Annotated in this window: 19 protein-coding genes; 14 read left to right on the top strand and 5 right to left on the bottom strand. The window is 64.5% G+C overall.

Going from position 1 to position 25,625, the window contains the following annotated elements; genetic code table 11:
• Window positions 1–20: 20 nt before the first annotated feature.
• From KA712_20190 to KA712_20130, 13 genes are all read left to right on the top strand, one after another.
• Complete coding sequence (locus tag KA712_20190) at window positions 21–803, top strand: polyphosphate polymerase domain-containing protein (GenBank protein MCG5055290.1); 783 nt, start codon at window positions 21–23, stop codon at window positions 801–803.
• Window positions 796–1,398 carry a DUF4956 domain-containing protein gene (locus KA712_20185; GenBank protein ID MCG5055289.1) on the top strand — a complete coding sequence of 201 codons (603 nt, stop codon included), beginning with the start codon at window positions 796–798 and terminating at the stop codon, window positions 1,396–1,398. Before KA712_20190 ends, KA712_20185 begins: the two co-directional genes overlap by 8 nt.
• A 7-nt stretch (window positions 1,399–1,405) precedes the next feature.
• On the top strand, window positions 1,406–2,080 hold the full coding sequence (locus KA712_20180) for a DUF2490 domain-containing protein (protein ID MCG5055288.1): 675 nt from the start codon (window positions 1,406–1,408) through the stop codon (window positions 2,078–2,080).
• A gap of 1,103 nt (window positions 2,081–3,183) precedes the next feature.
• On the top strand, window positions 3,184–4,176 hold the full coding sequence (locus tag KA712_20175; protein MCG5055287.1) for a PEP/pyruvate-binding domain-containing protein: 993 nt from the start codon (window positions 3,184–3,186) through the stop codon (window positions 4,174–4,176).
• A gap of 57 nt (window positions 4,177–4,233) precedes the next feature.
• Window positions 4,234–5,259, top strand: a complete 1,026-nt coding sequence (locus KA712_20170; GenBank protein MCG5055286.1) for a hypothetical protein — start codon at window positions 4,234–4,236, stop codon at window positions 5,257–5,259.
• Window positions 5,260–5,306: 47 nt separating this feature from the next.
• Window positions 5,307–6,419, top strand: coding sequence for a hypothetical protein (locus KA712_20165; GenBank protein ID MCG5055285.1), 1,113 nt, complete (start codon window positions 5,307–5,309; stop codon window positions 6,417–6,419).
• Between the two features lie 80 nt (window positions 6,420–6,499).
• Window positions 6,500–7,411: a hypothetical protein gene (locus tag KA712_20160; GenBank protein ID MCG5055284.1), complete on the top strand. Its 912-nt coding sequence runs from the start codon at window positions 6,500–6,502 to the stop codon at window positions 7,409–7,411.
• 79 nt (window positions 7,412–7,490) lie between these two features.
• On the top strand, window positions 7,491–7,760 hold the full coding sequence (locus KA712_20155; protein ID MCG5055283.1) for a DUF2277 domain-containing protein: 270 nt from the start codon (window positions 7,491–7,493) through the stop codon (window positions 7,758–7,760).
• Between the two features lie 319 nt (window positions 7,761–8,079).
• Complete coding sequence (locus KA712_20150) at window positions 8,080–8,952, top strand: class I SAM-dependent methyltransferase (GenBank protein ID MCG5055282.1); 873 nt, start codon at window positions 8,080–8,082, stop codon at window positions 8,950–8,952.
• A gap of 88 nt (window positions 8,953–9,040) precedes the next feature.
• Window positions 9,041–10,318 carry a hypothetical protein gene (locus KA712_20145; protein ID MCG5055281.1) on the top strand — a complete coding sequence of 426 codons (1,278 nt, stop codon included), beginning with the start codon at window positions 9,041–9,043 and terminating at the stop codon, window positions 10,316–10,318.
• Entirely contained in the window at window positions 10,315–10,860 is a 546-nt protein-coding gene (locus KA712_20140) for a DUF4142 domain-containing protein (GenBank protein ID MCG5055280.1), read from the top strand. The genes KA712_20145 and KA712_20140 overlap by 4 nt, the downstream gene beginning before the upstream one ends.
• Before the next feature lie 64 nt (window positions 10,861–10,924).
• Window positions 10,925–12,118: a hypothetical protein gene (locus tag KA712_20135; protein ID MCG5055279.1), complete on the top strand. Its 1,194-nt coding sequence runs from the start codon at window positions 10,925–10,927 to the stop codon at window positions 12,116–12,118.
• A 196-nt stretch (window positions 12,119–12,314) separates the two neighbouring features.
• A complete protein-coding gene (locus KA712_20130; GenBank protein MCG5055278.1) occupies window positions 12,315–13,484 on the top strand; it encodes a hypothetical protein in 1,170 nt (389 codons plus the stop codon).
• A gap of 75 nt (window positions 13,485–13,559) precedes the next feature.
• Here KA712_20130 and KA712_20125 read toward each other — a convergent pair whose 3' ends face one another.
• Window positions 13,560–15,500 (bottom strand): 2-hydroxyglutaryl-CoA dehydratase, encoded by a 1,941-nt coding sequence (locus tag KA712_20125; protein MCG5055277.1) that lies wholly within the window; start codon window positions 15,498–15,500, stop codon window positions 13,560–13,562.
• Between the two features lie 45 nt (window positions 15,501–15,545).
• Window positions 15,546–19,208 (bottom strand): CoA activase, encoded by a 3,663-nt coding sequence (locus tag KA712_20120; GenBank protein MCG5055276.1) that lies wholly within the window; start codon window positions 19,206–19,208, stop codon window positions 15,546–15,548.
• A 486-nt stretch (window positions 19,209–19,694) separates the two neighbouring features.
• Here KA712_20120 and KA712_20115 point away from each other — a divergent pair, with 486 nt between their 5' ends.
• Window positions 19,695–20,762 carry a hypothetical protein gene (locus KA712_20115; protein MCG5055275.1) on the top strand — a complete coding sequence of 356 codons (1,068 nt, stop codon included), beginning with the start codon at window positions 19,695–19,697 and terminating at the stop codon, window positions 20,760–20,762.
• A 15-nt stretch (window positions 20,763–20,777) separates the two neighbouring features.
• On the opposite strand, the gene KA712_20110 is transcribed toward KA712_20115, so the two are convergent.
• The 3 genes from KA712_20110 to KA712_20100 form a co-directional block, all read right to left on the bottom strand.
• Window positions 20,778–22,649, bottom strand: a complete 1,872-nt coding sequence (locus tag KA712_20110) for a hypothetical protein (GenBank protein ID MCG5055274.1) — start codon at window positions 22,647–22,649, stop codon at window positions 20,778–20,780.
• A gap of 127 nt (window positions 22,650–22,776) precedes the next feature.
• A complete protein-coding gene (locus KA712_20105) occupies window positions 22,777–23,448 on the bottom strand; it encodes a hypothetical protein (GenBank protein ID MCG5055273.1) in 672 nt (223 codons plus the stop codon).
• Window positions 23,449–23,662: 214 nt separating this feature from the next.
• Window positions 23,663–25,507 (bottom strand): HDOD domain-containing protein, encoded by a 1,845-nt coding sequence (locus KA712_20100; protein MCG5055272.1) that lies wholly within the window; start codon window positions 25,505–25,507, stop codon window positions 23,663–23,665.
• Between the last annotated feature and the right edge of the window lie 118 nt (window positions 25,508–25,625).

Here is a 25,625-nt window from a genome sequence, read left to right as displayed (position 1 = left end):
TTGACGCTGAGAGGGACGAGGTGGCATCGGCTCCTTCGGCGTCGGATGCGGCTCTTCGTTCTCCTGTCCTGCTGGGACGCTTTGCGCAAGCCACGGAGGGAGACCTTGCCAACACGTCGTTGCTCCGGCGCTACGACCGCAAGTTCCTCATTCCCCGCGCGCGCCTGTCCGATGTGCTGTCATGCCTGGGCCCGCAGTACAAGATCGTGGCCAGCCGGGGCAGCGAGATCGCCACCTACCGTACCACCTACTTCGACACGCCCGACCTTAGGCTCTTTCGCGACCACGTCAGGGGCAAAAAGCCGCGCTTCAAGGTGCGCATCCGGCACTACCTCGAGCGGCGTTGCTCTTTCCTCGAGATCAAGCAGAAAACGAACCGCGGCGAGACGCGCAAGTCACGGCTGGAGCTGCCTTTCGGGCAGGATCAACTGGAAGAGGCCGGCAAAGCCTTCGTGCGAGAGCACTGCCCTGTCGACGTGAAGTCTCTGCAAGCGAGCCTCTCCACTCACTTCCTGCGCATCACCTTGGTCGAGCCGGGGCTCGGCGAGCGCGTCACGTGCGATCAAGGCATCTCGTTTTCCCGCGGCGGCGAGAGCCACACCCTGCCCAGCTTGGTCGTGGCCGAGGTCAAACAATGTGAGGGGCGCATGAGTACGCCATTTTTGCAGTCGCTCCGCGCGGGCGATGCGCGTCAGAGTCGCTTCAGCAAGTACGCCGTGGGGGTCGCCATGGCTGGCGGCGCTGACCTCGTCCACCATCTTCGGGCCTCTTTGCGCCTCATCGGAAAACTCGCACATGGCTGAGCTCTTCAACGCAGACAAGTTTTGGGATCCTGACGACTTCGGAAAACTGCTCGTTCGGCTGGTCCTCGACCTGCTGGTGACGACTTTCATCGTCAAGCTGATCTACTACAGGAAGTACCGACGAAAAGAATACGTCTTTGTCTTCTACCTCCTCAACATCGTCACTCTGTTCATCTGTGTGCTGCTGAGGAAGGTGCCGATCGAGCTGGGGTTCGCGCTGGGGCTCTTCGCCGTTTTCGGGATCCTCCGGTATCGAACCGAGGCGATGCGCAGCCGTGAGCTGACGTACCTCTTCGTGGTCATCGGGGTAGCCATTTGGAATGGCTTGTCGAACAAGAAGATCAGCGTCTCTGAGCTGTTCCTCGTCAACATCGTCACCGCCGCTACGATCTTTCTCCTCGAGAGATCGCGTATGGGGGGAGAGGACGAGCAAATCGTTCTTTACGATCGCATCGACCTCTTGGCACCGGAGAGGCGGGAAGAGCTGGTGGCCGATTTGACGAAGCGTACGGGGCTGAACGTGCGGCGCGTCGAGGTGGGGCAGATCGACCTGCTTCGCGACACGGCCAACATCACCGTTTTCTTCAGGAGCTAGCTTGCGCGTGGCCCTTACCCTTCGCGGCATCTGTCGGAACATAGCCCCAGGCGTTTTGGTCCTTGCCTTGCTCGCTCCGGGGCTCGCTCACGCGGCCGACGAGGAGTTGTGGCTGCGGGCCAGCGTTCGATATCACGCGACCAAACGGCTGCATGTCGATCTGGATCAGAACGTGAGATTCGCTCTGTCGCCTTGGCAAACAGCGTACGTGGCTCCCGATCTGTCCGTGAGCTACGAAGCTTGGAAGCGCCTGCGCTTCAGCGCTGGGTACCGCTACGTAGAGCGGCGCAATCCCTTCGACCGCTTCGTGACCTGGCACCGGCTGTACGCGGACGCGCGGGGGAAGTTCAAGCTGGGTGACTTCAGGGTCACCAACCGCCTGAGACTGCAGAACGAGGCCAGCTCGGATTTCTCCGCGCAAGACAGGACCTCGCTGCGTGACGAGCTGCTCTTGGGATACAAGGTCAACGACGACCTCGGGCCCTACGCGGGCGTCGAGTTGTTCTACAACTTTCGCGGCGCGGATGGCCGCGGCTTTCAGCAGTATCGGTTGGAGGCTGGCGTTGAGTACACGATCGGAAGCCACGAGGTTCAAGTCGAGTACCGTTTCGAAAACGAGGTTCTCGATGCAAACGACGTGTCGCGTAACCTGTTCGTCTTCTCTTTCCGGTTCGATATCTAACCGAGGGGCGCTTGATGACGCGTAACGACTGTTTGCCGAGGCCAAGGCCGCTGGGGGGAGGGGTGGGAGTTCTCGTGTGCCTGAGCCTTCTCGCCTGCGACGAGGGTGCGGAAGACCCCGGGGGACTTCAAACTCTACCCTCAGCCACAGCGCCCGAACAAGCCTGCGAGGTGGCTGCGCCCCCTTCTCCGCCTTTTCTTTCCCGCATCGGATGTTTGGCTGACTTCCTCGGGGTTTCGGCGGCGCCCCTCGACGCGACCATTCCGGGGGCACGCTCGATGAAGGTGGTCATGGACCAGGCCGATGGAGACAAGCTTTACTTTCAAAACACCAACACCTACGCGGTCCATTACGCCTTCGTGTCGGCAAACCTCTCAGGCAACGGAAAGCCGGTGGTACCGTCACTCGCCAACTTCAACCAAACGGAATACTACGCTCCCGACCGTCGCTTCATCCTGGCGGCGGTGACCTTCTATGAGCAGCCCAAGGTGTGGACGCTCGAGTTCGCACCCTACGACACGGCCGATGGTGAGATGCAGGCCAAGCTGTTCCGGGCAGTGCAGGCGGCGGCGTACTTCGGGCCTGACCTCGTCGTTCACCCGACATCGGACGCCGCAGAGGACAACGCGCGATCCCTGCCGAAGGACGTGCCGTACCTACGAAGTGAACTGCTTTTTTCGGGGATCGACTACCAGCCCCTGAATCTCGCCACGGCCTACGGACGGCTCCGGTTCGTCAAGGCGGCTGACCTTGCCAGGAGCTATCTTTCCTTCCGCGAGATCGTGGTGCTCGATCGCGTGCCGAACGACATCAGCGCGGTTCTGGGGATCGTCACCCAAGACTTCCAGACGCCCTTGTCTCACATCAACGTTCTCTCGCAGAATCGGGGCACACCGAACATGAGCTTGAGGAACGCCATGAGCAACCCGGGGCTGCGGTCGCTCGAGGGCAAGTGGGTGCGTCTCGACGTGGGGGCCTTCTCCTACGAAATTACCGAGGTCTCGGTGGCGGACGCCGATGCGTGGTGGGAGGCCAACAAGCCCGCTGCGGTGGCCGTTCCGCGTATGGACGTCTCCATCGCGGCGCTGACCGACGTGGATGCCATGCTGGCGCCCGAGGGCACGGTGCCCCTCCGCGACGCGATCAAGGCCGCTGTCCCTGCGTTCGGGGGCAAGACGGCGCACTATGCCGCGCTAAGAAGGGTTCCGGGTGTGGCGGTGCCCCGCGCCTTCGGGATCCCGGTGTTCTTCTATCAGCAGTTCCTGGACCAAAACGGCCTGTCGGCGCGCATCGCTTCGATGCTGCAAGACCCTGCCTTCAAGAGCGACCCGGTCGTGCGCGACGCGCAGTTGGCGCAGCTTCGGCGCGCCATCGTGGACGGCAAGGTCGACCCCGCTTTCGAGGCCGCGCTCATCGCCAAGTTGAAGGCTGACTTTCCGCGGACCCGCATGAGGTTCCGCTCGAGCACGAACGCAGAAGATCTCGATGGCTTCACCGGCGCTGGGCTTTACGAATCGTTCCCCGGGCAGGTGGAAGACCCGGATCGCCCGGTGTTGCGTGCCCTCAAGTCCACGTGGGCCAGCGTGTGGCTGCTGCGCGCCTTCGAGGAACGCGCATACCGCAGCATCGACCACACGGCGGTGGGCATGTCGGTGCTGTGCAACCCGTCATTCACCGACGAAGAGGCCAACGGGGTCGCGCTGACCGCCAATCCCTTCGATGTCTCCGGGGCAGAGCCGGCGTTTTACGTGAACGTGCAAAAGGGCGAAACGTCCGTGGTTTTACCCGACGGTTCCGTGAAGAGCGATGAGCTCATCTACCACTACTACGCGCCCGGGCAGCCGGCCGTGTATCTCGGGCATTCGTCCTTGGTCAAGCGCGGCCAGTCGGTGCTTTCGCGCGAGCAGCTCTTCGAGCTCGGAACGGCGCTCGACAGCATCCACCAGTACTACCGCTCTGCCTACGGCACGCAGGGTGGATTTTACGCGATGGACGTCGAATTCAAGCTCGACGACTTGGGCACGGGCAAGCCCCCCAGCATCTGGGTCAAGCAAGCGCGGCCTCATCCCGGTCGGGGCCAAAGTCCCACGCCGTGACAACTTTGAAAAATTCGTGAAGCACGAAGGAAGCCTGAGGCACAAACCCCTCGTACCGTGAAGATCATCAAGCTCGCTGCGTCTCGTCCATCGCCCCGGTCGACTTTCATTGCGTTCCTGCTCGTGGCCTGGGTAGGGGCGTGTGGGGGCGAAAGCACCTCGACGACTAACGACGGTTCTGACGCGGGTGGGGGCACGGGGCAAGCGCCCATGGAGACGTTGCCCCAGGAAACCAACTACCGCCCCTGCGGGCGCGCGGAAAAAGTGGGTGATTTCGGCGTCGCTCTTCAGAGCAGCAGCGGCATTCGTTTCACGAACTTTCAGGGGAGTGTCAAAGGCGGCCCCAATCCACTCGACGATCTCGAGCAAAAGCGGGTCTCGGGGGTTTGTCGGCTTCTGGCCGCAAAGGTGCGGCAGTGCCCGCAGAGCTGCACGAACGGCAAAGTGTGTAGCCCCGCCCTGACCTGCGTGGATGTTCCCTCCCAGAAGAACGCGGGCCCGATTACGGTCTCGGGGGTGGGGATGGGCTTGACCGTGTTGCCCTCAGATAAGACGAACTATTACCTGAGTACCGAGTCCATCGCGTATCCGGGTTTCGACGCGGGGGCCACGATCGGATTGACGGCGGCGGGCGGCGAAATCCCGGCCTTTTCGTTGGCCGTGAAAGGCGTGGCCCCCTTGACGGTGACGCCTCCCACCGAGACGGTCAGAAAAGGTGCGCCGTTGAGGCTCTCGTGGGAGCCGACCTCCGTGACGACGGGGGCACGGCTCCACATCATCGTCAGCCTGGATAACCACGGTAAAACCAAGCAGCAGATCGAGTGCGACGCTCCCGATACCGGTTCACTCGACATTCCCGAAGTGCTCGTCAGTGCCCTTTGGGATCTCGGCGTGTCGGGGTTCCCTTCCCTCACGATGAGAAGGCGAGCGGTGGAGTCGAAGACGGTAGGGCCGGGGTGCGTCGAGTTCAATGTCTTCGCACAAGAGGTGTTGGAGCTCCAACTCGAGGGCATCACCTCGTGCACTGGGCCAGAAGACTGTCCCGGAAAGACCTGCATCACGCCGGAAAAAATCTGCCAGTAGAGCGCCGTAGACACCCCGACAAGAGCAAAGGACCGCGAGGCACGTTCATGACCAAAATGCTTGGAGTTGCGTCTGGATTGCCCGTTGTGGGCCGCATCGGAGGGGTGGTGGCCCTTGCCCTGCTCACGGTCCATTGTGGCGGACAGGTGGGCGACGTGGGGGAGGGCGACGAGTTCGGGGACCAGGACGGGGAACAGAACGGGGGCAAAGGAGGCGGTACGGCGGCTGGCGGGCGGGGGGGCACTGGTCCCAAAGGAGGCGCGAGCGGCGGCGGGGTCAACGGCTCGGGTGAAGGGGGCCGAGGCATGGGCGCAGGGGGAAGCGCGTCCGGAGGCGCGTCCGGAGGATCCACCGGAGCGTCCGGCGGTACGAGCGGAGGGGCTGCGGGGGCCGGAGGAACGACGCCGGGCGGCTCGGGAGGCGCCCCTTCGAACGCGGGAGGGGCTCCGGGTGCGGGTGGCAGCGGAGGCGCCGCCAGCGGCACGGGTGAGGACAAGCGGCCCTTGTTCTCTTTCTTTACCGTGAGCCAGGCTGGACTTCTCACCTTCGCCTCTGACAAGGTCAACGGGCTCGGGGGCGATCTGGGGGGGCTCGCGGGAGCCGACAACATTTGCACCACCCTGGCGCGGCGGAGCAATCCGGGCGACCAAAAAACCTGGCGGGCCTTCCTCAGCACCCAAGCGGGGCCGGTCCACGCGATCGAACGCATTGGCAAAGGGCCCTGGCACGACTTTCGCGGCAGAGTCCTGGCCAAAACCGTAGAGGATCTCCTCCCGGCGGAAGGCCGTACGGGCGGACGACCGCAGGGGGGAGACCCAGCGTTGGCCGTGATGTTCACGGACGAAAACGGCGATCCGATCCGCCCCGAATTGTCCGTCGACAACCACGACATGCTTACCGGCTCGAACACGATGGGGCGTTACGATGGGGGGAGCACCTGCAACGACTGGACGAGCACGTCCGAGAGCCTGCCGGCCCCCATGATCGGTCATGCGTGGCCACGAACCAACTCGAACGGCAGAAACTGGATCAGCGATCACCGCGCGGGAGGCTGCGGCAAGGGGATCGACACCGAGCTCAAGGCCACGAATGGCACGAAGACCGTGGGTGCGGGCGGTGGGTACGGTGGGTTTTATTGTTTTGCGGTCACGGGCATGTGAATCGCTGGATGGGGGCGCCGGAATGGGGAACGCCCCTTCGGTGCATGAGTGCATGACGGGTTGGGATACGCTTTTTCGCCATGTGGCTCGGCGCTGAGGTTGTGTTTGTACTTTTGCTGGCGGCGGGCGCTTCGGGGGGGCCGCCCGCCAAAGGCATGGAGCTCGAGCAGGTCGACGAGCGGGTGTGGCTTTCAGAAAAGGCGGCTCGCATCGCGGGGCGCCACGAGGTCACCCCGGATCGCGTCCAGTTCTCTCCGGATCGTCGGCGGGCGGTGTTCGTCAAGACCACGGAGCCTCGTGCCCGGCGGCGGCCCGCGAAGCCCATGCACCGCCTGGTGGTGACGGATCCCGGGGGAAACCTTCTGGCCGCGTTCACGCCGCTCAAGACGCGTGGCAGCGCCGAGCCTCCCAAGGACCTGGGCTTCTTGGGAAACGACCGCGTGGTCTATGAGCTGGCAAGCCCAGCCCCCGCTCCGGTCGACGTGCCGCCGCCTCAGACGCGGCGCCGCAGGGGCAGGCCCCAAGCCGGGAGCCCTGCGGTCCCCGGAGCTCCCGCGCCGCGCGTGTTCGTGATCCAACCCTTGCGGCGGCGGGCGAAGCCTCTACGCTGCGAAGGGCTAGAGTTTACCCTTCCCCCGGCGCGGACGCGGCTTGCGTACCTCAAAGGAGCGCATCCCGCCGCGCTGTCCGTGTTCGTCGACGAGCGGCGCATCTACCCGCGCAAGGGAACGACCGAGGTCGCAAGCGCTCCCGCCTGGTCTGGCGACGGCTTGGCGCTCGCCTTTCTCGAAAAGCCAAGCAGCGCCGCCCCTCGGTTGGTGTTGGTGGCCGACCTCGACAACCCTACGGGGGACACCACGTGGGAGCTGCCTGCCACGCTCGATACCAAGGGTCTGCACGTGTTCTGGGTGGGGGCCGATCGACTTGTGGTGGGTAAGCACGTGGGTGCCCCCGTCTTTTCGGCCTCCTTCGAGGTGGAGCGGCCGCAGTAAAGCGCCGCGTCTCCCTCTGATCTCTCACGGGCGGGGCGCGGATGCGTTCGGAGCCGCGGTCGTGGCAAACTTTCGTGCCATGTGCCGTAGCATCAAGACACTCTTCAACTTCGAGCCCCCCGCGACCGACCAAGAGGTCCGCGCCGCTTCGCTTCAGTTCGTCCGCAAGTTGAGTGGATTTCCCAAGCCCTCCAAGGCGAACGAAGAGGCGTTCGAGGCCGCGGTCGAGGAGGTCTTCAGCGCGGCCCGGCGCCTCGTCGATTCATTGGAGACCACCTCCCCGCCGCGGGATCGCGCGTTCGAGGCGGTCAAGGCGAAGGAGCGCTCACTCCTGCGCTTCGGCCGCTGAGGAGCAGGCGTGGCGCTGCGAGCGAGGCGTGCGCCACGCGCGCCTGCACGCAGGGCCTACTTCTTCGCGAGCTTTTCGGCCTTTTTGGCCTGTTTCTCTTTGGTGCTCAGCTTGGGTTTGTTGTTCGTCGCCTGCTTTGCTTGCCCCTTGGCCATGTTCATTCCACCTGGTTTGTAGGTCGTGTGCGGACGAAGTGTCCGTAGCCTCAGCATAAAGCATCAATGCGAGGAGCGAGAAGTTTCTGCTGGGGGGCCAGGGCCTCGTTCCGCCTCAGCACAGGCGCGAGGGGGCCTCGGCGACCGTGGTAGTCTCGTCGCCCATGGCACGAAGACTCGACAGGCGTCGTAGCCTGACGGCCGAAGGTGCCGCGTTTGCCCGCGCGGCAGGGCTACGGCACATCGGCGCGCCCGATGAGGCGCTCGAGAGTCTGCTGCCAGCTTTCGCGCGGCTCGTGCTTCGGGCGGGGTGGACCCGGCGTGGGGCGCTGCGCCTGGTGGACAGGATCGCTCCGGGCATGCCCGGTTATCACCTTGCGCGCACCCGCTTCTTCGATGAGCGGTTGGCGCACGCCCTCGGTGCGGGCGCGCAGCAAGTGGTGTTGCTGTGCGCAGGCCTGGACACCCGGGCCCATCGCCTTCGTCGAATCCTTGCGGGGGCGACGGTGTTCGAGGTGGACCACCCGCAGACCAGCGCCTGGAAGCGGGCACGGGTGGCGCGCCTGGCCGGCGGCCCCCATGCACACCCGGCGGTGCGCTACGTCGCCTGTGACCTCCGCGTGGACGCGTTGGGTGATTGCCTTCACGCGGCAGGCCTCGAGCGGAAGGTCACCACGTTCGTCATCTGGGAAGGCGCCACGATGTATCTCGAAAGTGCCTGCGTGGCGCGCACGTTCCGTGAACTGGCCGGTGTGGCCGACCTGATCTCGGTGGCGTTCGACTATCTGGATCGCCGGGCTTTGGAAACGCCCGGCTCGTTTCCAGGGGCACAAAGGAACCTCGACGTCGTGGCGCGCCGGGGGGAGCCCTACGTGTTCGGTCTTTCGCCTGGCCAGGTGGATGCGTTCGTGGACGCGGCCGGGTTCGTTCTCGGCTTGAACCATGAGGCCCGCGCGTGGGGCGACACGCGGCCAGGACATCTTCCGACCCTTGGGTTCGCCGGACTGGCCGAAGCGCATAAGGCAGCCGAGCGCTGACCGCGGGCTCCGCTCCTGGAGGCGAAGCAGAGCTGGTATGGCCTGTGCACCGCCAAATGCCTGAACCCATGCAGGCAAGGAGACGACGATGAGCTTCAATCCACTTCACGAGCGGGGCATCCCGCTTGACCGGCAGCTACGCAGCTGGTCCGAGCTGAACGTAACGCCCTATCGAACCCAAGACGTGCATCCCTATACGCGTTGCCGAGTCATTGCAATGAGCGGCATCGAGGTCGAGGCGATCATCAACTCGCACCAGATGGCGCGTCATACGGTCGACGCGGGCATCAAGCAGCAGCTGGCCATGGTCCGGCGCATCGAGCAGCAGCAGCACAAGGCGGTGAACTGGCTCATTCCCGGCGACGAGAGCACGGTGGCCGTTACCATCGGATACGAACAAGTGGCGGTGGATCTTACCGCCTGGTTGGCGCGGCATGAACCAGACCCCTACCTGAAGAAGGTGTACGACTTCGGGTTGCTCGAGGACTACGATCACCTCTACCGCTACGCGAATCTGATGGATCTCATGGGCGAGACGCGCAAAGCCCAGGAGATTACGGGCGACCTCACGGAGATCCTCCCAGGGCGCCCGACCATCTTCGAGCACCGCGACCCCCGGGACGACTTGCGCCGGCCCATGACCCTCAAAGCTGCCGACATTCAATCCGTATGTAATGCGCTGACGATCGTGTCGGCAGAGCAGCAAACGATGAACTACTACATGAACGTAGGCAACCGGCCCGAACAGCCTCTGGCGCGTGGTCTTTACCTCGAGATCGCCCAGATCGAAGAGCAGCACGTGTCCCACTATGAGAGCATCCTGGATCCGTCGCTGAGTTGGCTCACGAACTTGGTTCTGCACGAGTACAACGAGTGTTGGCTCTATTGGTCATGCTTGCAGACGGAGACAGACCCACGTGTCAAGCAGATCTGGGAGCTGCATCTGGGCATGGAGATCGAGCATCTGCGCGTGGCCGTGCAAGCGCTCGCGTCGGTGGAGGGGCGTGACGCGGCGGAGTTTTTACCCGAGGCGGGCATGCCCGAGCCGCTGACCTTCGAGCCCAATAAGGCGTACGTGCGAGATCTGCTCGTCAATACGAGCAACTGGACCTCTTACGACGCTCAGTTCGTGCCCGTGGAGTCGCTGCCACCTCGCCACCGTTACTTTGCATACCAAAAGCGGGTAAACGCCGGCGGGGTGCCCAGCGAACAAGTGATCGACGAGCATCGCACGGCCTTCGGCAGCGACTACCGTTTTGCCACGGAGGGGGAGCACCCGCTCGATTCTCTGCGCGACGCAGGGCCGGGCGAGCGCTTCGCCTACGCGCAAGCCATTAGCCACAACGAAACGGGAGTGGGAGCATGAGCGACGAACGACGAGAACACGGGAAGCTCCGGCATGCGGCTGACAGGGCGCAGGACATGGCGGGGGGACTGGTGGGGCGCATGAGCGCCGCCACCGTGAGAACGGCCGACGCGTTCGTGGAGAACGCCTCGATGGGTGACCTTTACGAGCTCGAAGCTGCCAACGTGGCCCTTCGTCGCTCGGGCTCACTCGAGGTACATGCGATCGCGCAGCAGATGATCGAGGATCACGGGGCGAGCGCGCGCCATTTGTCGGCAGCTCTGGAGATGAACGAGACGCGGGGTGTGCGTGCGCCCCCCCAGGAGCTCGACAAGCGGCATCGAAAGATGATCGAGCACCTCGAAGCGGCTCCGAAAGACCAGTTCGATACGTCGTATCTCGATCAGCAAGTGCTGGCGCACGAAGAGACCGAGACACTGCTGGCGGGTTACGAGGACAAGGGTGACAACCCGCAGCTGCGCTCGCTGGCCGCCGCGATCTTGCCTGTGGTGAGACGTCACGGACGACACGTACAAGCGCTCCGCAAGGAGCTGGCTCACTGAGCGCGGCGTGCGGGGGCGGTGGCGGCGAGGCACAACTGACACCGGGCGTGATAGACAGAGGAGCATGTGGATCCCGCTTGCTCCGAGGGCCGGCCTGGTGCCCCTGCTGTTCGCTTCGGCTGCCGCCGCCGCACTGTCCCTTGCCTACGCCCCGGCGGCCGCAGCCGATAAGCCCGCGTTGGCCTCGCCGCTCTTCGGTGCGCCCGGCGAGGTGACGATCCAGGTCTTCGCACCGGAGGCAAAGACCCTGGAGGTCAAAGGCGACTGGGTCGCCGACGCGCGGCAGCCCTTGGCCCGCGACGCCGAGGGAATTTGGCGGCATACGTTCCGCGGCTTGGCGGCAGGCATTCACCAGTACGCGCTCGTCATCGATGGGGTGCAGACTGTCGACCCGCTCAACCCCTGGATCAAGGATGGGGTGGTCTTCGGTCATCAGAGCCTCTTTGAGATCGCCACCGACCCCGGTATGCCCTTTGCGCTGCGCCAGGTACCGCACGGCACCGTTCGTCACCACACCTACTGGTCGAAGACGCTCGAAGGCTGGCGGGACGTGGTGGTGTACACCCCGCCCGGCTACGAGCGCGGTCGTCAGCGTTACCCGGTGCTCTATTTGCTGCACGGGTCGGGCGAGGTGCCTACGGGATGGACTCACATCGGGCTTGCCCACCGTATCGCCGACAACCGGATCGCCGAGGGCAGCGCCGTTCCCCTGATCATCGTGATGCCGAACGGGCACACGCTGCCACCTCACACCTTCCGCGCGCGCCGTGACGAAAACACCACGCGCTTCGTGGCAGACTTCCTCTCGGACCTCATCCCCTTCGTCGCGTCCACCTACCGAACCAAGGCAGGCGCTCAACACCGGGCCGTGGCGGGGCTCTCCATGGGCGGAGCGCAGGCGCTGGTGGTGGGCCTGGAACGACCGCGTGAGTTTCCTTGGGTGGGGGCGTTCTCCTGGGGGCCCCTGCGGGTGGGGACGGATTCCATCGCAGCGCTGAATGTCGGCGAGATCACGCGCCACAACCGCTTGCTCTGGCTGACCTGTGGTCGCGACGACTTTGTCTACGAAGGCGCGCTGGCCACGGTGTCCCAGCTCCGCGGGCGCGGGCTTGCCCCCGCGTGGGTCGAAACCGACGGCGCACACGATTGGCTCGTGTGGCGCCGGGCGCTGGCCACGTTTCTTCCGCAGTTGTTTCGGATCCCGCCCCGGACCGGGACCACGACCAGGGGCCGCCCGGCATTGCCAGCGGCCGAGTAACGCCAAGCGCTGACTCTGGCGGACGCTCCAGCCGGTCTCTGGTGCCGAGTCCGTTGCCGCAAACTGACATTTGCATGTTGACAGGTGTCAGCACAATCGCTCGGTCATACTGACTACGGTCTAGTGCTAGCAGTGCCTTTGCGCTGCGTTACACCGAGGGAGTACGATGAGTGTCACATGCGTTGTGAGGGCTGCTGTGGGACTGAGCCTGGCTCTCGCTTGGCTGGGCTGTGCGGGATCGCCACCCGACGAGGGGAATGACGGCGATAGCGGCGGAGCGGGGGGCGAAGAACCCGCGGCCACGGGGGGAAGAGGCGGAAGCGGCGGAAACACGAAACCGGGCGGCCAAGCTGGCTCGGCGGGTGCGGGAGGGAAAGGCGGAAGCGCTGGCGCGGGCGTCGGTGACGCGGGGGGCACGGCGGGGTCACTGGCCGGCCAAGGGGGACAAGACGCTGGAGGCAACGGGGGCGCGGTGGTAAGCGCCGGGGGAAGTGGCGGTGGTGGGGGTCAGGGCGGAAGCCCAGGTCAGGGCGGCGCCATGGCCGGAGGCGGCCAGCCAGGTGGGGGGGACGAACCGGGGCCTGCCTTGTCGTCCCAGGAAGAAGACGCTGCCGTTGCGTTGTGGAAAAGCAAGCTCGAGCGGGTCGCGGGACGCCGCGAAAACGGTCACATCGTGGAGTTGGCGCTGTGGGAGCCCATCGGCGCGGATGCACCGGCCTCACGTATGACAAACGAGCTCCTTGCGAAGCTGTTGGGCTTCAACAAGCTCCGCCGCCTCGAGATCCATCACCCGAACATGACGAAGGAAGGCGCGCAGGTCATCCGGCGGCTTCCTGCCATCGAGTTTTTGGGCTTTCAATACTCGGCCAACACCAACGAGATGCTCGACCCAGACTTCATGCTGGTGGCCACGGCTCATCGCGATCGGTTGAAGGTGTTGAGCCTGAAGCATCTCTTCTCGCAGGAGGGAACCTCGGTACACAAACTGGGGGTGTTCCCCAAGCTCGAGTACGTGGTGCTCGACAACAAGACGGCTCAGTCCGAGGGCGTGCAATTCCTGAAGCAAAACCCGACGATCGTGGGACTCGAGATTCACAGAACCAGCATCTCGGGTGCGCAACTCAAGGAGGTCGCCTCCGCCCTCCCGAAGCTGAAGTGCCTTCATCTCAAAAAGTCGGGTGGCAGCCTCTCGAGCGGGGACATCACTGACGCCTTCCGCAACCATCCTTCCCTGGAGGTCTTTTGGCCGCACGGAATCAGTGCGAGTTTGCTGGGCGTGAAGGTCGTTGGCAACGACGATAACGGCGTGTTCAGTAAGCCTTGCGGCAGCCTGCGCCCCGTGGACAAACCAGAGAACCTGCTCTGAGCCACACGCTCGGGTGTACGGCACCCGTTTTTTGCGGGGCTCTCGGGCGAAACGTCGAGAGCCCCTCCCGTCCGGTCAAGCGGCCGCGGCCGTAGGGGCCTCGGTGCGCTCGGATGAGGCAAAGCCAAGCTTCGCCAGCGTGGCATCCACCCCTGCGCGCGTGGTGTCCTTCATCTTCTGCTTGAGCAGGGGGCGAACCTCTTCCCACTCTTCTTTTGCCTGTGCCAACAGCACGGGCGACTTCTCCAGCAACTTTTTGCGTGTCTTCGCGATCCAGCTCGGGGCCAGTTTCGCGGCTTCCAGGGCCTGTGCGGCCTTGTCCTTCACCCGCAAAAGAGGAATCTGCCAGGCGGGCTTGTTGATGTAGGGAGCAAACTCCGCCAAGCGGTCTGCCGCCGTGCCCGCCGCCGCATGGGGGGAGCGGTGCAGGCCCGAGGCGTACTGGGGGTGCTTCGCGAAGAAGGCCTCGACCTCTTCCTTGGTCACACCAAGCTTAGCCAGGAGCTCGTCGTACTCTTTTTGCGCCGCCAGACGTGCCTTGAACAGGAACATTTGCACGCGGCTATAGACGTTGACCTTGCCGTCTCCTGACGTCTCGATCGCACAGAAGATGCTTTGCGGGAACTTGGACGTGATCGTGCTTTGCACGCCGTCGGACACCCCAGAGGAAGGCATGCAGCCGAAGGGCTTGACCGACAAGGTCATGTGGTGCTTGTTGTGCAGCACGTTCAGGATGAACTTGCCCACCTCCATATGACCCTCGCCGCCGCGCAGTTGGTTGTTGTAGTACTGGTGCGCGGTCTCGGCGATGACGTCCATGTCTGGCAGGTGGTAGCCACGGAAGCCCACGGCTGCGCCGAAGATGTGGAACATCGCGCGGATGGCCCCGTCGGCGATGAAGAGCGTGAAGAGCTTTTTGCCGATCTTCGAGTCTTTGAGGCTCTTGCGGGCATCATCCAGGCCCCGGAGTTCGCCGCGCAGCTTCGTGTCGTAGCGACCCTCCCACAGCATGTAAAGCAGCCAGTTCGTCACGAACTGGATGTCGCACTCCGCGCCCTCGCTCTCGAGGAAGCGCTGGAGCTGGTAGTTGCCGTCTCCCTCCGTGGTCATGGCCCAGAACTCGCCGATGATCGATACCCGCGGCTTGACCCGCGTCCAATCGAGCTTTACCTTGCCGAACTCTTTGCGCGCCTTCCACAGCGCTACCAGGACCGACTTGTTGGTTTCGAGCGCCTCGTGACACAACAGCTTCGCCTTCGCGATGGCGGCATCTGTGGCACCCGGCTCGAGCTCGAAGGGACGCAAACGGTACCCCATGCCGTTGATCACGTCGCCGGCCATCAGCGCCCGCAAGATGCCGATGAAGAACTTCGGGTTCATCTCGAGGCCCGCCTCGTCGCCCGTGGCTTGCTTGAGCCCACCTTTTTGTTGAAACAAGAGCACGCGGAAGCCATCGAAGCCGGCGTCGCGCAAGGCCTTGCGGTACTCGGTGGCGTACATGCCGAACCGGCACGGTCCGCAGGCGCCTGCGGTCAGGAAGACGTACTTGTTGACGACGTCTTGTTTGCTGATCTGCTCGCGCTCGGCGGCTTCCGTCAGATATTTCACCAGATTTCCCACCGTGAAATAGGTGGGGTTACACTGGCCGCGGTTGCCGAACTCTTTGCCGTAGCGGAGCGCCTCGTTGTCGGGCACGTCCACCACCTCGACCTTGTAGCCCACCCCGCGCAGGGCCGCCTTGACCAGGTAGTCATGCGCCGCGGTCAGTCCGGATACGAGGAGCGTGGTGTTCTCCCGCTGGGTTTTCGTGAACTGCGGGTCCACCATCTTGTCGTACCAGTGGTCCGTATCGATCTTGAGCCCCAGCTTCGCTGCCTCCTCGGCCTCGAAGCGAGCCAGCTCGGCCTCGATGTCGAGGTCTGCGGGACCCGGCAAGAGGTCTGCGTCAGCTGCGTTGACGATCGGCAGCTTGAACTTGTTCTCTACGACTTCGGCTTGGCTGGTCTCGGTGCTCATGTCAGATCTCCACATTCCCGCACTCGCTAGGTCGGAGCTCGTCCCTCAGATGCGGGCTATGCCGTCCGACCCCGGTCGTTTGATGCCCAGTTTGATAATGCCGGCTTTTTGAGCCGCCTCTGCTGCCTCGGCGGCCTTCTCCGCCTCGGTCTTGGCGGCGCGTGCGTCCGCATAGGCGCGCACGCGCTCCGAAAGTTCCGCGATCTGCTTCTCGATGGCCTCGTCGCGGAGCCGGCGGTCCGCCAGCTGCTGACGCTTGAGTTGGAGCAGCTGCAGGCGCTTTTCCTCGATGCGCTGCCGCAGTTCCTCCTTGGCCGTTTTCAGGTCATCGAGGCGCTCCATCTGCATTCCCAGGCTATGGGTGTAGGTTTTAACCCTGATCTTGATCGAGCCCCCGGGTTTGTTGGCGTCGATGTCATGCAGAGCCGAGTAGGGCGTACCCGCTGCCGAGATGATGCCGTCGATGATTCCGTAGGTCGGCGCGTCGTGGCCGCACTTGAAGGAAGAAAGATCCAACACCGCCACGTTCGGATGGCGGGCGGCAAACTTGACCGCCCAAACTTTTTGGCTGCTGTTGGCCGAGTAGTTCTCGGGCCACACGTCCTGAATTTCGAGCGGTGACCCAATGGCCCCCCTCGCGAGATCGTCAGCAAAGAAGCGCGCGAGGTAGTCCTTGTCTTTGGGAATGCTTCGAATGGAGAGAACCGGAAAGCCCAGGACCTGGAACTCTTCCATCACGCCATGGTTGAGGCCTGGGTCCAGGTGGTAGGGGCGCCCCACCATCAAGATGGCGATGCGGTTCTCGCGTTCGACTTGGTCCAGGATTTCGCGGCCGCGGGCCTGCATTTCCTCGTCCAGCTTGGCGAGAGCCTTGAAGGCTTCGTCCACCGCGAAGTCAGATTCATCTTCCGTGATGCCGAAGGGTTCGCGCAACGCCTCGAAGAGCTGCTTTCTCAGCAAATGCTTTTCGATCATGGTGCAGGCGGGATCCAGGTACGTGATCCCGCGTTGCGCGAAGAAGTCCATTTCCTTGGTGAAGGCAGACTTCAGCACGTTGGGGGTGCCGGCCACGATGGGGCACGCCGCATGGTCCAGGGCGCCTTCGATGAACGAAGGAACGTGCGTGAGTGAAGGGTTGAAGATGAAATCGAGGGGCCGCTCGTCCTTGTGGTGATGGAAAAGCAGATTATGCACGTGGGCCTGGCCCACCTTCGATGGATAGCAGGGATCCACCGAGCCGTACTTGCCCCCCTCTACCCAGTTTTCTTCGGTGGTTTCGTCTGAGAAGACCACGTTTTGCTTCGGAATTCCGATGGTCTCGAAGTAGGTGCGCCAGAACGGCGCGGTGGACCAGATGTTCAAGATCCGGGGGATCCCCACGCGCAGGCGGCGCCTGCGCTCCCAGCTCTCGGGGCTGCTGCGCTGGAAGGGACGCTCCACCTGCACGCGCCGCACTCCCGTGATGGTGCGGCGTACCTCCACATCCAGCTTCTTGGCACCGTGTTCGGGTACGGGGGCCTGATCGTAAAAGTGCCGAAAGAGAAGCTTGGATTCGTAGTCCACCATGTTGGGGAACTGCTTCTTCAACTTCTTGCGATCGGCGGTGAGCGCCAGCATCGCCTCTTTCGATTCTACCGTGCCCTTTTCACAGGAAAACCCGCTGATGTACCGGGCGGTGTCGCCTTTCGGGGTGACCGTGTCGATGAACGTGCGAGCGCAGTTGTTCGGGCAGAAGTGGCAGCGCGTGCTCTCGTCGTTCGTGCTGCTCCACTCGATGCCGATCGCGCTGTCGAGACCGACGAAGGTGGAGTACCCGCGCCGCTTCACCACGCGCAGGGTTTCGAAGGCCGCGCCTATGGCGCCCGCCTCGCCGCAGTGCGGATGCACGTAAACCTCGGCTTCGGGCACGCGTTCTTTGATGTAATCAACCTGGGCTTTGACGGCGGCCAGGTTGTACTGAGTGCCGCCTTGGAGCACGAACTTGCGCCCAAGCGAAGCCATGCGCGGGATCTGCACCACGTACTGCCACACGTTCTTCGGCAGCACCTGCGCGAGCCCGGCGAGTAGCTCCTCTTTGCTGTAGCCCTCTTTTTGGAAGTTCACCCGGTCGGAGTCGAGGAACACGGCGCAGCCGTAGCTGAACTTCGGGGAGAGCTCTGCCTGGAACGCCGTCTCGGCGTAGTCCGTGACCTTGATGCCGAACTGATCGGCCATCGCCTGCAAAAGCATGCCATTGCCTGCAGAACACTGGTTCGACAAGCGAAAGCTCTTGATGTCACCGTTTTGCATGAACAGGACCTTGATGTCCTGTCCGCCGATGTCGCAGACCACGTCGATGTCGCCGAAGTAGGTCGTGGCGGACATCATGTGCGCCACCGTCTCGACGATGTTCACGTCGGACTTCACAGTCTGCTCGAGCACGTCGGCGGCATAGCCTGTGGCGCCGAAGCCCAGCACCTCGAGCGTGCAACCCTGGTCTTCCACCCACTGCCTGAGGCGCGCCAGGATCTCCTTCGTGTCCTGAATGGGGTTGCCCTTCGAGAGCTGGTACTCCTTTTTCAGGATGTTCCGGTTCTCGTCGACCAGCACCGCCTTGGACGAGGTGCTGCCGCCGTCCATGCCGATCACCGCGCGCACCCGGGTGCCCGGGATGAGTTCGGCGGGGCTGAACTTGGGGATTTTGTACTGCTCGCGGAAGGCCTCGAGCTCGCGGGTCTCCCGCGCGAGGGGGGGGCCGGCGGTGGCGCCCAGCTTCGATTTGCGCCCCGAGGCGATGAACTCCTTGAGGGGCTCGAGCCCTCGGTAGCGACCGACCTCGGCCGCTTCGTGAAGCCCGTACATCACCGCGCCAAACGCCGCATAGTACTGGGCGTTTTCGGGAACGATGATGAGCTCCTCGAGGGGAACATCCTTCGGGTAGGCATAGCCGCGGGCGTCCCAGGTTTCGGGGATGCGCTTGCGCCAACAGTCCTGCAAAAAGGGCAGGTAGGTGTTGGGGCCGCCGAGCAAAAGAACCTTGTGCCGAAGCGTGTTGCCGCGTGTGAGGACCGAGAGGTTTTGCAGCACGATCGCATCGGCCAGCGAGCACATGATCTCCTTCGAGGGGATCGAGGCTTTCACCAGGTTCACGATGTCGGTCTCTGCGAAAACACCGCATTTCGCAGCCACGTGGTGCAGCTTCGAGTCGTCGAAGCGCAGCACCGCCGCGTCGGCGGAGGGCATGCCCACCTTGATGAAGCACTTGTCGATGGTGGCGCCCGTGCCGCTCGCACACTTGTCGTTCATGGACGCGATGGCTGTTTTCCCGGTGGGATTGCCGTCTTCGTCCTTGGCTTCTTTGAAGATGATGATTTTGGCGTCTTGCCCGCCAAGCTCGATGACGGAGCCCACGGCAGGGTGGAGCTTTTCCACCGCCAAGGTCACCGAGTTGACCTCCTGCACGAACTTCGAGCCCAGGGGCTCGACGAGCGGGGATGAACCCGACCCGGTGATGAAGGTGCGTATGTCTTCTTTGCGCAGCGCCGGGAAGGTGTTGCCGATCTCGATCAGCATCTCCAGCACTTTTTCGGCTTGCTTGGTCTGGTGTCGCTGGTAGTCGGCCCAGAGGATCTCGTGAGTGACGGGATCGACCACCGTCGCTTTCACCGTGGTGGACCCGACGTCGATGCCGATGCAAACGGGTTCGGTTCGCAGGTTGGGTTCCGTCATCTCGAAGCTGCTTGGTTGTTTAACACTCACGATGACCAACTTCCTCGACGCTCACGACCAGCATGTTCTCTAGAACGACCGGGGTGTCCGCGGGTCCCTCCCACGCGCAGCCAAGCCGAAACGAACGAAACTCTACTTTTTAGGATAGATTCGGTCAACGGCCAACGGGCCGATTGGCGGGCGCCAGCAGGCGATCGTGAGATCCATGGCAGGCATAACGGTAGGGTTCCGCAAGGAACGAGGAAAGGGGGAAAGGGTGTTCAGTGCTCAGGGCCGCGCAAGCGGGTTGTCGTCAGGTTTCGCCATTTTGGCCGTTGCCTGCGTCCGCTTGACGGCTGCGCGTGGCCCGTCGATCGACGGCCGCGAGGCTCTCGCGTGGGATTGGACACGAGAGGTTCGCATCGCACGCCCAAACTTGACGATCGAGGTGGGGTGGGGGATACGCGATCGGAACCCCCCCCTGCATCACCGCACCAAGGAGACGGAATGAACCGAGCGCTAGCGTTTTCTCTCGTGGCCGCGGCCCTCGTGGGCGGTTGCGCCCAAAGCTGGAACCGCGTCGAAACCGAACACGTGACGCTCTATACGAGCACCGACCTTCTCTATAAAGAGACCTTGCGTCAGCTGGAAAACGCACACGCCAGCCTCTCGTCCTCGTTTTTTCGGGGCAAGGACGTGGGCAAGGTGGAGGTGCTTTTCCTCGACGACCCCGAGTTCATCGGCTACTTCGGCAATTTCCGCAACGGCGCGGCCCTGGCCGCCGTGCCTGGCGACGGCGAGATTGGCAAAAAGGGTCTGCTCGTGTTGCGTCCTCACGCCGCGACCCTCCAGGCGGTTTCGCAGGAAACCACCTTGGGCGAGGTGCCCTCGGCCGGCCCCGGGGCTGCGCTCAACCGCGCGGGGCTCGCTGCCAAGGAGATGATGACCCACCTTTTCGTGGAGCGGGCCATGCCGCAAGCGCCGCTGTGGTTTCACGAGGGGTTCGCCGCCTACGTGCGCACGTCGGAGATTCGCTCGGATGGACAACGTACCTTCGCGTGCTTTGGGTATCCTCAGCCGCCCGAATCGCTGTTGCCGGTGTCCAGCCTCTGGGACGTGGACTTCAATGACTACGCTGCACCCGAGCGGCGCGGGTGGTTTCAATCCACGGGCTACCTGCTCATCGACTACATCATGCACGCTGACGGAGGTGCCCACCGGCAGATGATGATGCCCATCGTCGAGGGGGTGTCTTCGGGGCAGCCTTCTGCCGAGGTGGTGCAGGCGGCCTTTGGAGGCGCCGCGCCGGAGGCCATCGACGAGATCCTTGGCCTGCACAAGCAGGCCTTCGATCAGATGATGTCCACCCAGAATCAGGTGCGGGGCAACTGTCCCTACGGCGTGATCGTGACCGACGAGCGCCGCCCGGATGAGCGCGCGCCCCGGATCAGTCCCGTCGAGCCTGCCAAGATGGAAGCCCTTTTCCGCGCGCTCGACGCTTTGCCGGCGCGCGACGAATACCCGCCCTACTACCCCCCCGCCGTCATCGCGAAGGTCAAGGTCCCGAAGGCCTGAACCGCCCAGGGCGCTTCAGCTCTGGACGCCCGGCCAGCGGTGCTGCTCGGCGAGCAGGCGGGGAAAGCCCGGGGTGCGGCGCGTGCGCGCCTCGCGCTCGGTGCGCTCTTTGCGCAGCGCCGGCCAGCGTTCGAGGTAGGCCTCGAGCAGCCGTGGCTCGTCGTGCACGTAGCGGCGCAGCGATTCGGCGTGGGCGGCGCGAAAGGCCACGGCCCCGTCGTAGCCCCCGAAGCCTTGCGTGGCCGAGACGACACCGCCATCGGCGTTGCCGGTGACCGGGTGGGCCTGAAGTTGGAAAAAAGCCGCGGGATCCCCGAGATCGGGGTCGGGGCGGCGCAGCGTGGGGATGCCCACGCTCGTGTGTCCCAGCAGGTAGTGGATCGCTTCGCCGGCCGCCTTGAGCCCGGTCTCTCCCATCGAGTGGCCGTCGCCGATGGCCTTGGGCGCGCCCACCGTCATGAGGGGAAGGCGACCGGTGTATCCCTGGGCCTCCGCCGCCGCGAGGCGCGCGTTGTGGGTGGTGGACAGGTCCGTCTTCGAGTTGGTGCGGGTGCCCGTGGCATGGGCCACCAAATGCCCGAAGTCCGTGACCCCGTAGCCATGTCCAGCCTGCGCCATCTGAAGCGCCGTGATGAGGGCGTTTTCGCCTCCGAAGCCCACCCCGGCAAAATGTCCCTTGCCGCCAGTCTCCCCGCTTTGTCCCCAGCCGACGATGATCGACGTGATGTCCAGGAAGTTGCGCAACGCAAAGTCGAGCGTGGTCAAGAGCACGCCCGAGCCGGCGTTGCCCACGACCGTGCCCTGGGCGTCCACGTCGAAGGGCGCAAGCGACTCGGAGATCTTGCGGCGCTCTGCTTCGGGGCGCCCAGCGTTCGCCGCGTCCAGTTTCTCGCGGCTCATCATGGCGCCCACTCCGAAAGCCTCGAGCACCGAAAAATCGGGCATCAACACGGCATCGGCGGCGGTCCACAGCACCATCTGGGGGCGCACGTGTCCCGGGTAGTCGAGCAGCATCTGGGGAGCGATCTCGCACAGGCCGATCGTGGCGCTCGCACAGGCGCCCATCGTGGTGAGCGGGGTCTGGGGCACGCGTCGCAGGGGCGTGCCTTCTTGCCTGAGCTCTTCGAGCAGGGCTGGGTTGCGCATCACGCGGCTCAGGTTGAAGGCAGGGGACAGCATGGCGTTGATGAGGCCAGGGCCATGCGAGGCCAGCGCGCCTGCCAGGCGGAACGCGAACTTGTCGCTCACCTTGTCGGCCACCCGTTCAGCGCGCGGCTGCATGCCGAGCTGCCAGTGCGCCACCGACTCCACGCCATGAAACGCGCAAGCTGCAGCGACGCGGAAGCGGTGGGGCTGGGGCACCACCTCCGCCAGGGGGACCGGTAACGCCGCCAGCGCGCCGAGGCCGCTGTAGAGAAAGAGCTGGGTCTGTAGCGACGGGCCGATGCGGGGATCGTCGTCGAAAAGTCCGAACATGTCCTTGAGCGATGAGCCCCGGATGTCGTCGAAGCGGATGCCGGCCAGCTGCCGAAGGCGCCCCGCTTCGAGATCGTGCGGCAGCGGGGCGGCGATGTCGGTGGGCACGTGTTCGGCCATGCGGGCCCGGGGGATCTGTCGGATGCCCATCTCGGCCCGCAGCCGTGCTCCAAAGCGGGCCTCGATGTCGGCGATGGGGAGCTCGGCGGCCTCGGGCGTGTTCTCCCGAAAGCGGGGCTCTGCCGCGGGGCTTTGCGGATCGATCGTGACGAGGCCTGCGTCCACCGCGGCAAACGCGATGGCCCGGGGATCTCCGCTCACGAGGGCGCGGTGTGTTTCCGTGCTTCCCACGGCCGACATGGTGCAGGGCGTACCGACCGTGACCAGAACTTGCTTGGCATTCAACATCATCGAACCGGCGAACCATACACGCCCCTGGCCGCAAGCGACACCTCTGGGAATTCTTTGCGCGCGGCGCGGGCCCACCGCGGCGCGGGGCGGCAAGCTGTGGTTCTTTCCTCCCACGCGCAACGGCGACTCAGCACCCACCCAGGGCGCCTAACCGGTAGGTGCGTTCGAGCGCGCGGGTGAAGCTCTGCAAGCCCGGCGTGGGATCTGCCGCGGCGGCGGGCCGGTCCTCGATGACGAAGCGCAGATCGGCGCCCCGGGGGCGCTCGATTGGCCCAGGCTCTTGAAGCTCGAAGTAGTGAAAACCCGCGGACAGCCGCGCCGTCAACTCGAGGCCGTTGGCCGTGCGGGTCTCGCAGGTGACGGGACCGTTGACGTAGACGACGTACTCGCTGCTGATTGCCTTGACCTGATCGCAGTCCCTCTGGCTGCAGCTCCAATCGAGCAGCCCGTCCCCGTCGTGATCGTCGAAGTAAACCACCTTGCCGATCGCCATGTGTGCGTTCGTCGTGCCCATGTTCATCCGCAGGCGCGCCGCGCTCTGGGGCACGTCGAGCCCGATGTCCCAGTCTTTTTGAAGGTGTTGGGAGCGTCGGTACGACAGGGACTGGCCGACGAGCGCACCGACACCTCCCTCAGGCTCGAGCGTGACGAGCCAGACCACGCTCAGGCGGGGTGCCCTGGCTTCCGTGTAGAGCACATTTTCGCTCCGGATGACGCTGCCCCCGACCGCGGCGGCCGGCGGACCGGCGTAGTCGGCTGGCAGCAGCGGCTCGCCACAACCCGCGACGAGCCCCGTCACGAGCGCGAGCGCCAGGGCACGGCATGCTCGCTGGCCCCCGGTGCGGTCCCACCGAGGGGGGCCCGGGTCCAAAGGGCGGACGACGCCACGGCGGAAACAGCCAGCCGAACGCAAAACCAGCTGAGTTTAGGCGTGAAGAGGGTCGGGGGCAACACAAACGCCTCGGCGGCGTTCGCACCCCGGCGCGTCGCGGTGCAGGGCGCACGCGCGGGCCTCACTTCGTCGCGACGGTGTGCTTGTCGGCGCTGGCCTTGCCGCGATCGCCATCCACGAGGGTGCCGACCCGTCCGTACAGGTTGTTGCACACACGGGCGAGGGCGGCGTCGTCGAGGGCCAAGAGCGTGCGCCCCCCGCCGATGGCGTCGTGAATCTCGGCGGGCGAGGGGTTGCCCACGTAGATGCCCTCCCGTTTCGCGAGCGCGTTCGCCAGCCTGACGAGGTTCGCGCAGGTGCGGGGGCGTGTCACATCGTAGGCATGCGAGGAGCCCACCGCTTCCGCAACCTCGTTGGCCAGCTCCCACTTGCGGGCAAGGGCCTGCCCCACCGTGCGATGAGAGCCATCGATCACCCGCTTCCAGACCGATTCGGTCAGCCACTCGGTTTTGGCCGTGTCGGGATCCATCATCTTTTCGGCCTCGAGCAGGAAGGACGCCACCACGGGTTTGCCGACGTCGTGGAGCAGGCCGCCGAGATAAGCGGTGTTGGGATCCACCTGGCCCTTGGCGTGCACGGCGGCAAGGTCCTTCGACAGCAGCGCCACCGCGAGCGCATGTTCCCACATGCCCCGGAACGCCGAGCGGATCTGCTGGTTGCGGGACACGAAGACCTCGTGCAGGGAAAACTCCACCAAAGCGGCCGTGAGCCCTTCGGTACCGATGCGGCTGATCGCTTGCTCGATGGTGACCGCGGCAAGCCGCCGCTGAAAGGCGGCGCTGTTGGCCAGCTTGAGCACGCGAGAAGCGAGGTGCGGATCCCGGCTGACGACCTGGGCCACGGAAGCAAAGGTCTGGATGGGATCCCGGAGCACTTGCAGGCACTCGGCGGCGATGCCGGGCATGCTGGGCAAAGCCAGACGGTCGTCGTCGAGCCGCTTCAAGAGAAGCTGGCTCAGCTTGTCGACGACGAACTGCGCCTCGATGGCCTCGCGGCGCTCGATCTCCTCGAGCGACAGCGCCGGGCGGGCGGTTGCGGGTGCCGCCACGGGCCTCTTCTGCGCCTCGGGGTCCAGCCTCAGCCGAACCTCGTGCATGCTCCGGGGGCGGTCCGCAGGCGCCTTCGCGAGCATCTGCAGGATGAGCGCGTCCAGCCAGGGGGCGAGCGCTTCGTTGCGTTCGATCGGGGGCACAGGTGGCTGCGTGGCGTGGGCGATGATGAGTTGGTTCAGCGTCTCGGCCATGAAGGGCGGCCGGCCACAAACGCACTCGTAGAGCACCACGCCGAGCGCGTAGATGTCGCTCGCAGGCCCGATCGCTTCCTCTCCCATGCACTGCTCGGGGGACATGTACGCGGGCGTTCCCAGCAGCATCCCGGCCTTCGTCAACTTGCCCGCACGGTGAGGGCCCACGAGTTTCGCGACGCCGAAGTCCAGGAGCTTCACGTAGTCGGGATAGTCGGGGTGGTTCGTGAGGAAGATGTTTTCGGGCTTGAGGTCGCGGTGGATGACGCCGCGCTCGTGCGCCGTACCCAGCGCCGAACACATCTGGCGGGCCATGCGCACAACCGTCGTCTCCGACAGCGACCCCTCCCGCTCGAGGCGCTCGCCGAGCGTCTCCCCTTCCAGCAACTCCATGACGATGAAGGGCCGGTTGTCGAGCTGGCCAAGGTCGGTGATCTCGACGACGTTGGGATGGCGGATGTCGTTGACCGCGCGGGCTTCCGTCAAAAAGCGGGCGACCAGGTCTTCATCGGCGGCGCAGTCGGCGTTGAGAAGCTTGATCGCGGCGCGCCGGCCGATGAGCAAGTGCTCGGCGAAGTACACGGTGCCCATGCCCCCGCTGCCGAGTTCCGTCACCAGGCGGTAACCGCCCACGTGCGCACCAATCAACGGCTTGTCTGCCACGGCTCCCTTCATCATCTCCCCGAATGGCCTGCGACGCCAATGCCACGGGAGGACCGCATACGGGAGCTCGGGCCAGGTATGACATTCGCCTACGGCGGCGTGTGTCGCCGCCGGGCGT

The sequence above is a fragment of the Myxococcales bacterium genome, assembly GCA_022184915.1.
In the GTDB taxonomy this organism is placed as follows: domain Bacteria; phylum Myxococcota_A; class Polyangia; order Fen-1088; family Fen-1088; genus JAGTJU01.
This window is presented reverse-complemented; position numbering and strand designations above follow the sequence as displayed.

Bases quoted from the DNA above. Each gene is read 5' to 3' on its own strand.
- KA712_20115 (MCG5055275.1), top strand. From the start codon at position 19,695: ATGAACCGAGCGCTAGCGTTTTCTCTCGTGGCCGCGGCCCTCGTGGGC.
- KA712_20185 (MCG5055289.1), top strand. From the start codon at position 796: ATGGCTGAGCTCTTCAACGCAGACAAGTTTTGGGATCCTGACGACTTC.
- KA712_20125 (MCG5055277.1), bottom strand. From the start codon at position 15,500: ATGAGCACCGAGACCAGCCAAGCCGAAGTCGTAGAGAACAAGTTCAAG.
- KA712_20135 (MCG5055279.1), top strand. From the start codon at position 10,925: ATGTGGATCCCGCTTGCTCCGAGGGCCGGCCTGGTGCCCCTGCTGTTC.
- KA712_20150 (MCG5055282.1), top strand. From the start codon at position 8,080: ATGGCACGAAGACTCGACAGGCGTCGTAGCCTGACGGCCGAAGGTGCC.
- KA712_20120 (MCG5055276.1), bottom strand. From the start codon at position 19,208: ATGACGGAACCCAACCTGCGAACCGAACCCGTTTGCATCGGCATCGAC.
- KA712_20160 (MCG5055284.1), top strand. From the start codon at position 6,500: ATGTGGCTCGGCGCTGAGGTTGTGTTTGTACTTTTGCTGGCGGCGGGC.
- KA712_20175 (MCG5055287.1), top strand. From the start codon at position 3,184: ATGCTGGCGCCCGAGGGCACGGTGCCCCTCCGCGACGCGATCAAGGCC.
- KA712_20140 (MCG5055280.1), top strand. From the start codon at position 10,315: ATGAGCGACGAACGACGAGAACACGGGAAGCTCCGGCATGCGGCTGAC.
- KA712_20165 (MCG5055285.1), top strand. From the start codon at position 5,307: ATGACCAAAATGCTTGGAGTTGCGTCTGGATTGCCCGTTGTGGGCCGC.
- KA712_20110 (MCG5055274.1), bottom strand. From the start codon at position 22,649: ATGATGTTGAATGCCAAGCAAGTTCTGGTCACGGTCGGTACGCCCTGC.
- KA712_20155 (MCG5055283.1), top strand. From the start codon at position 7,491: ATGTGCCGTAGCATCAAGACACTCTTCAACTTCGAGCCCCCCGCGACC.
- KA712_20145 (MCG5055281.1), top strand. From the start codon at position 9,041: ATGAGCTTCAATCCACTTCACGAGCGGGGCATCCCGCTTGACCGGCAG.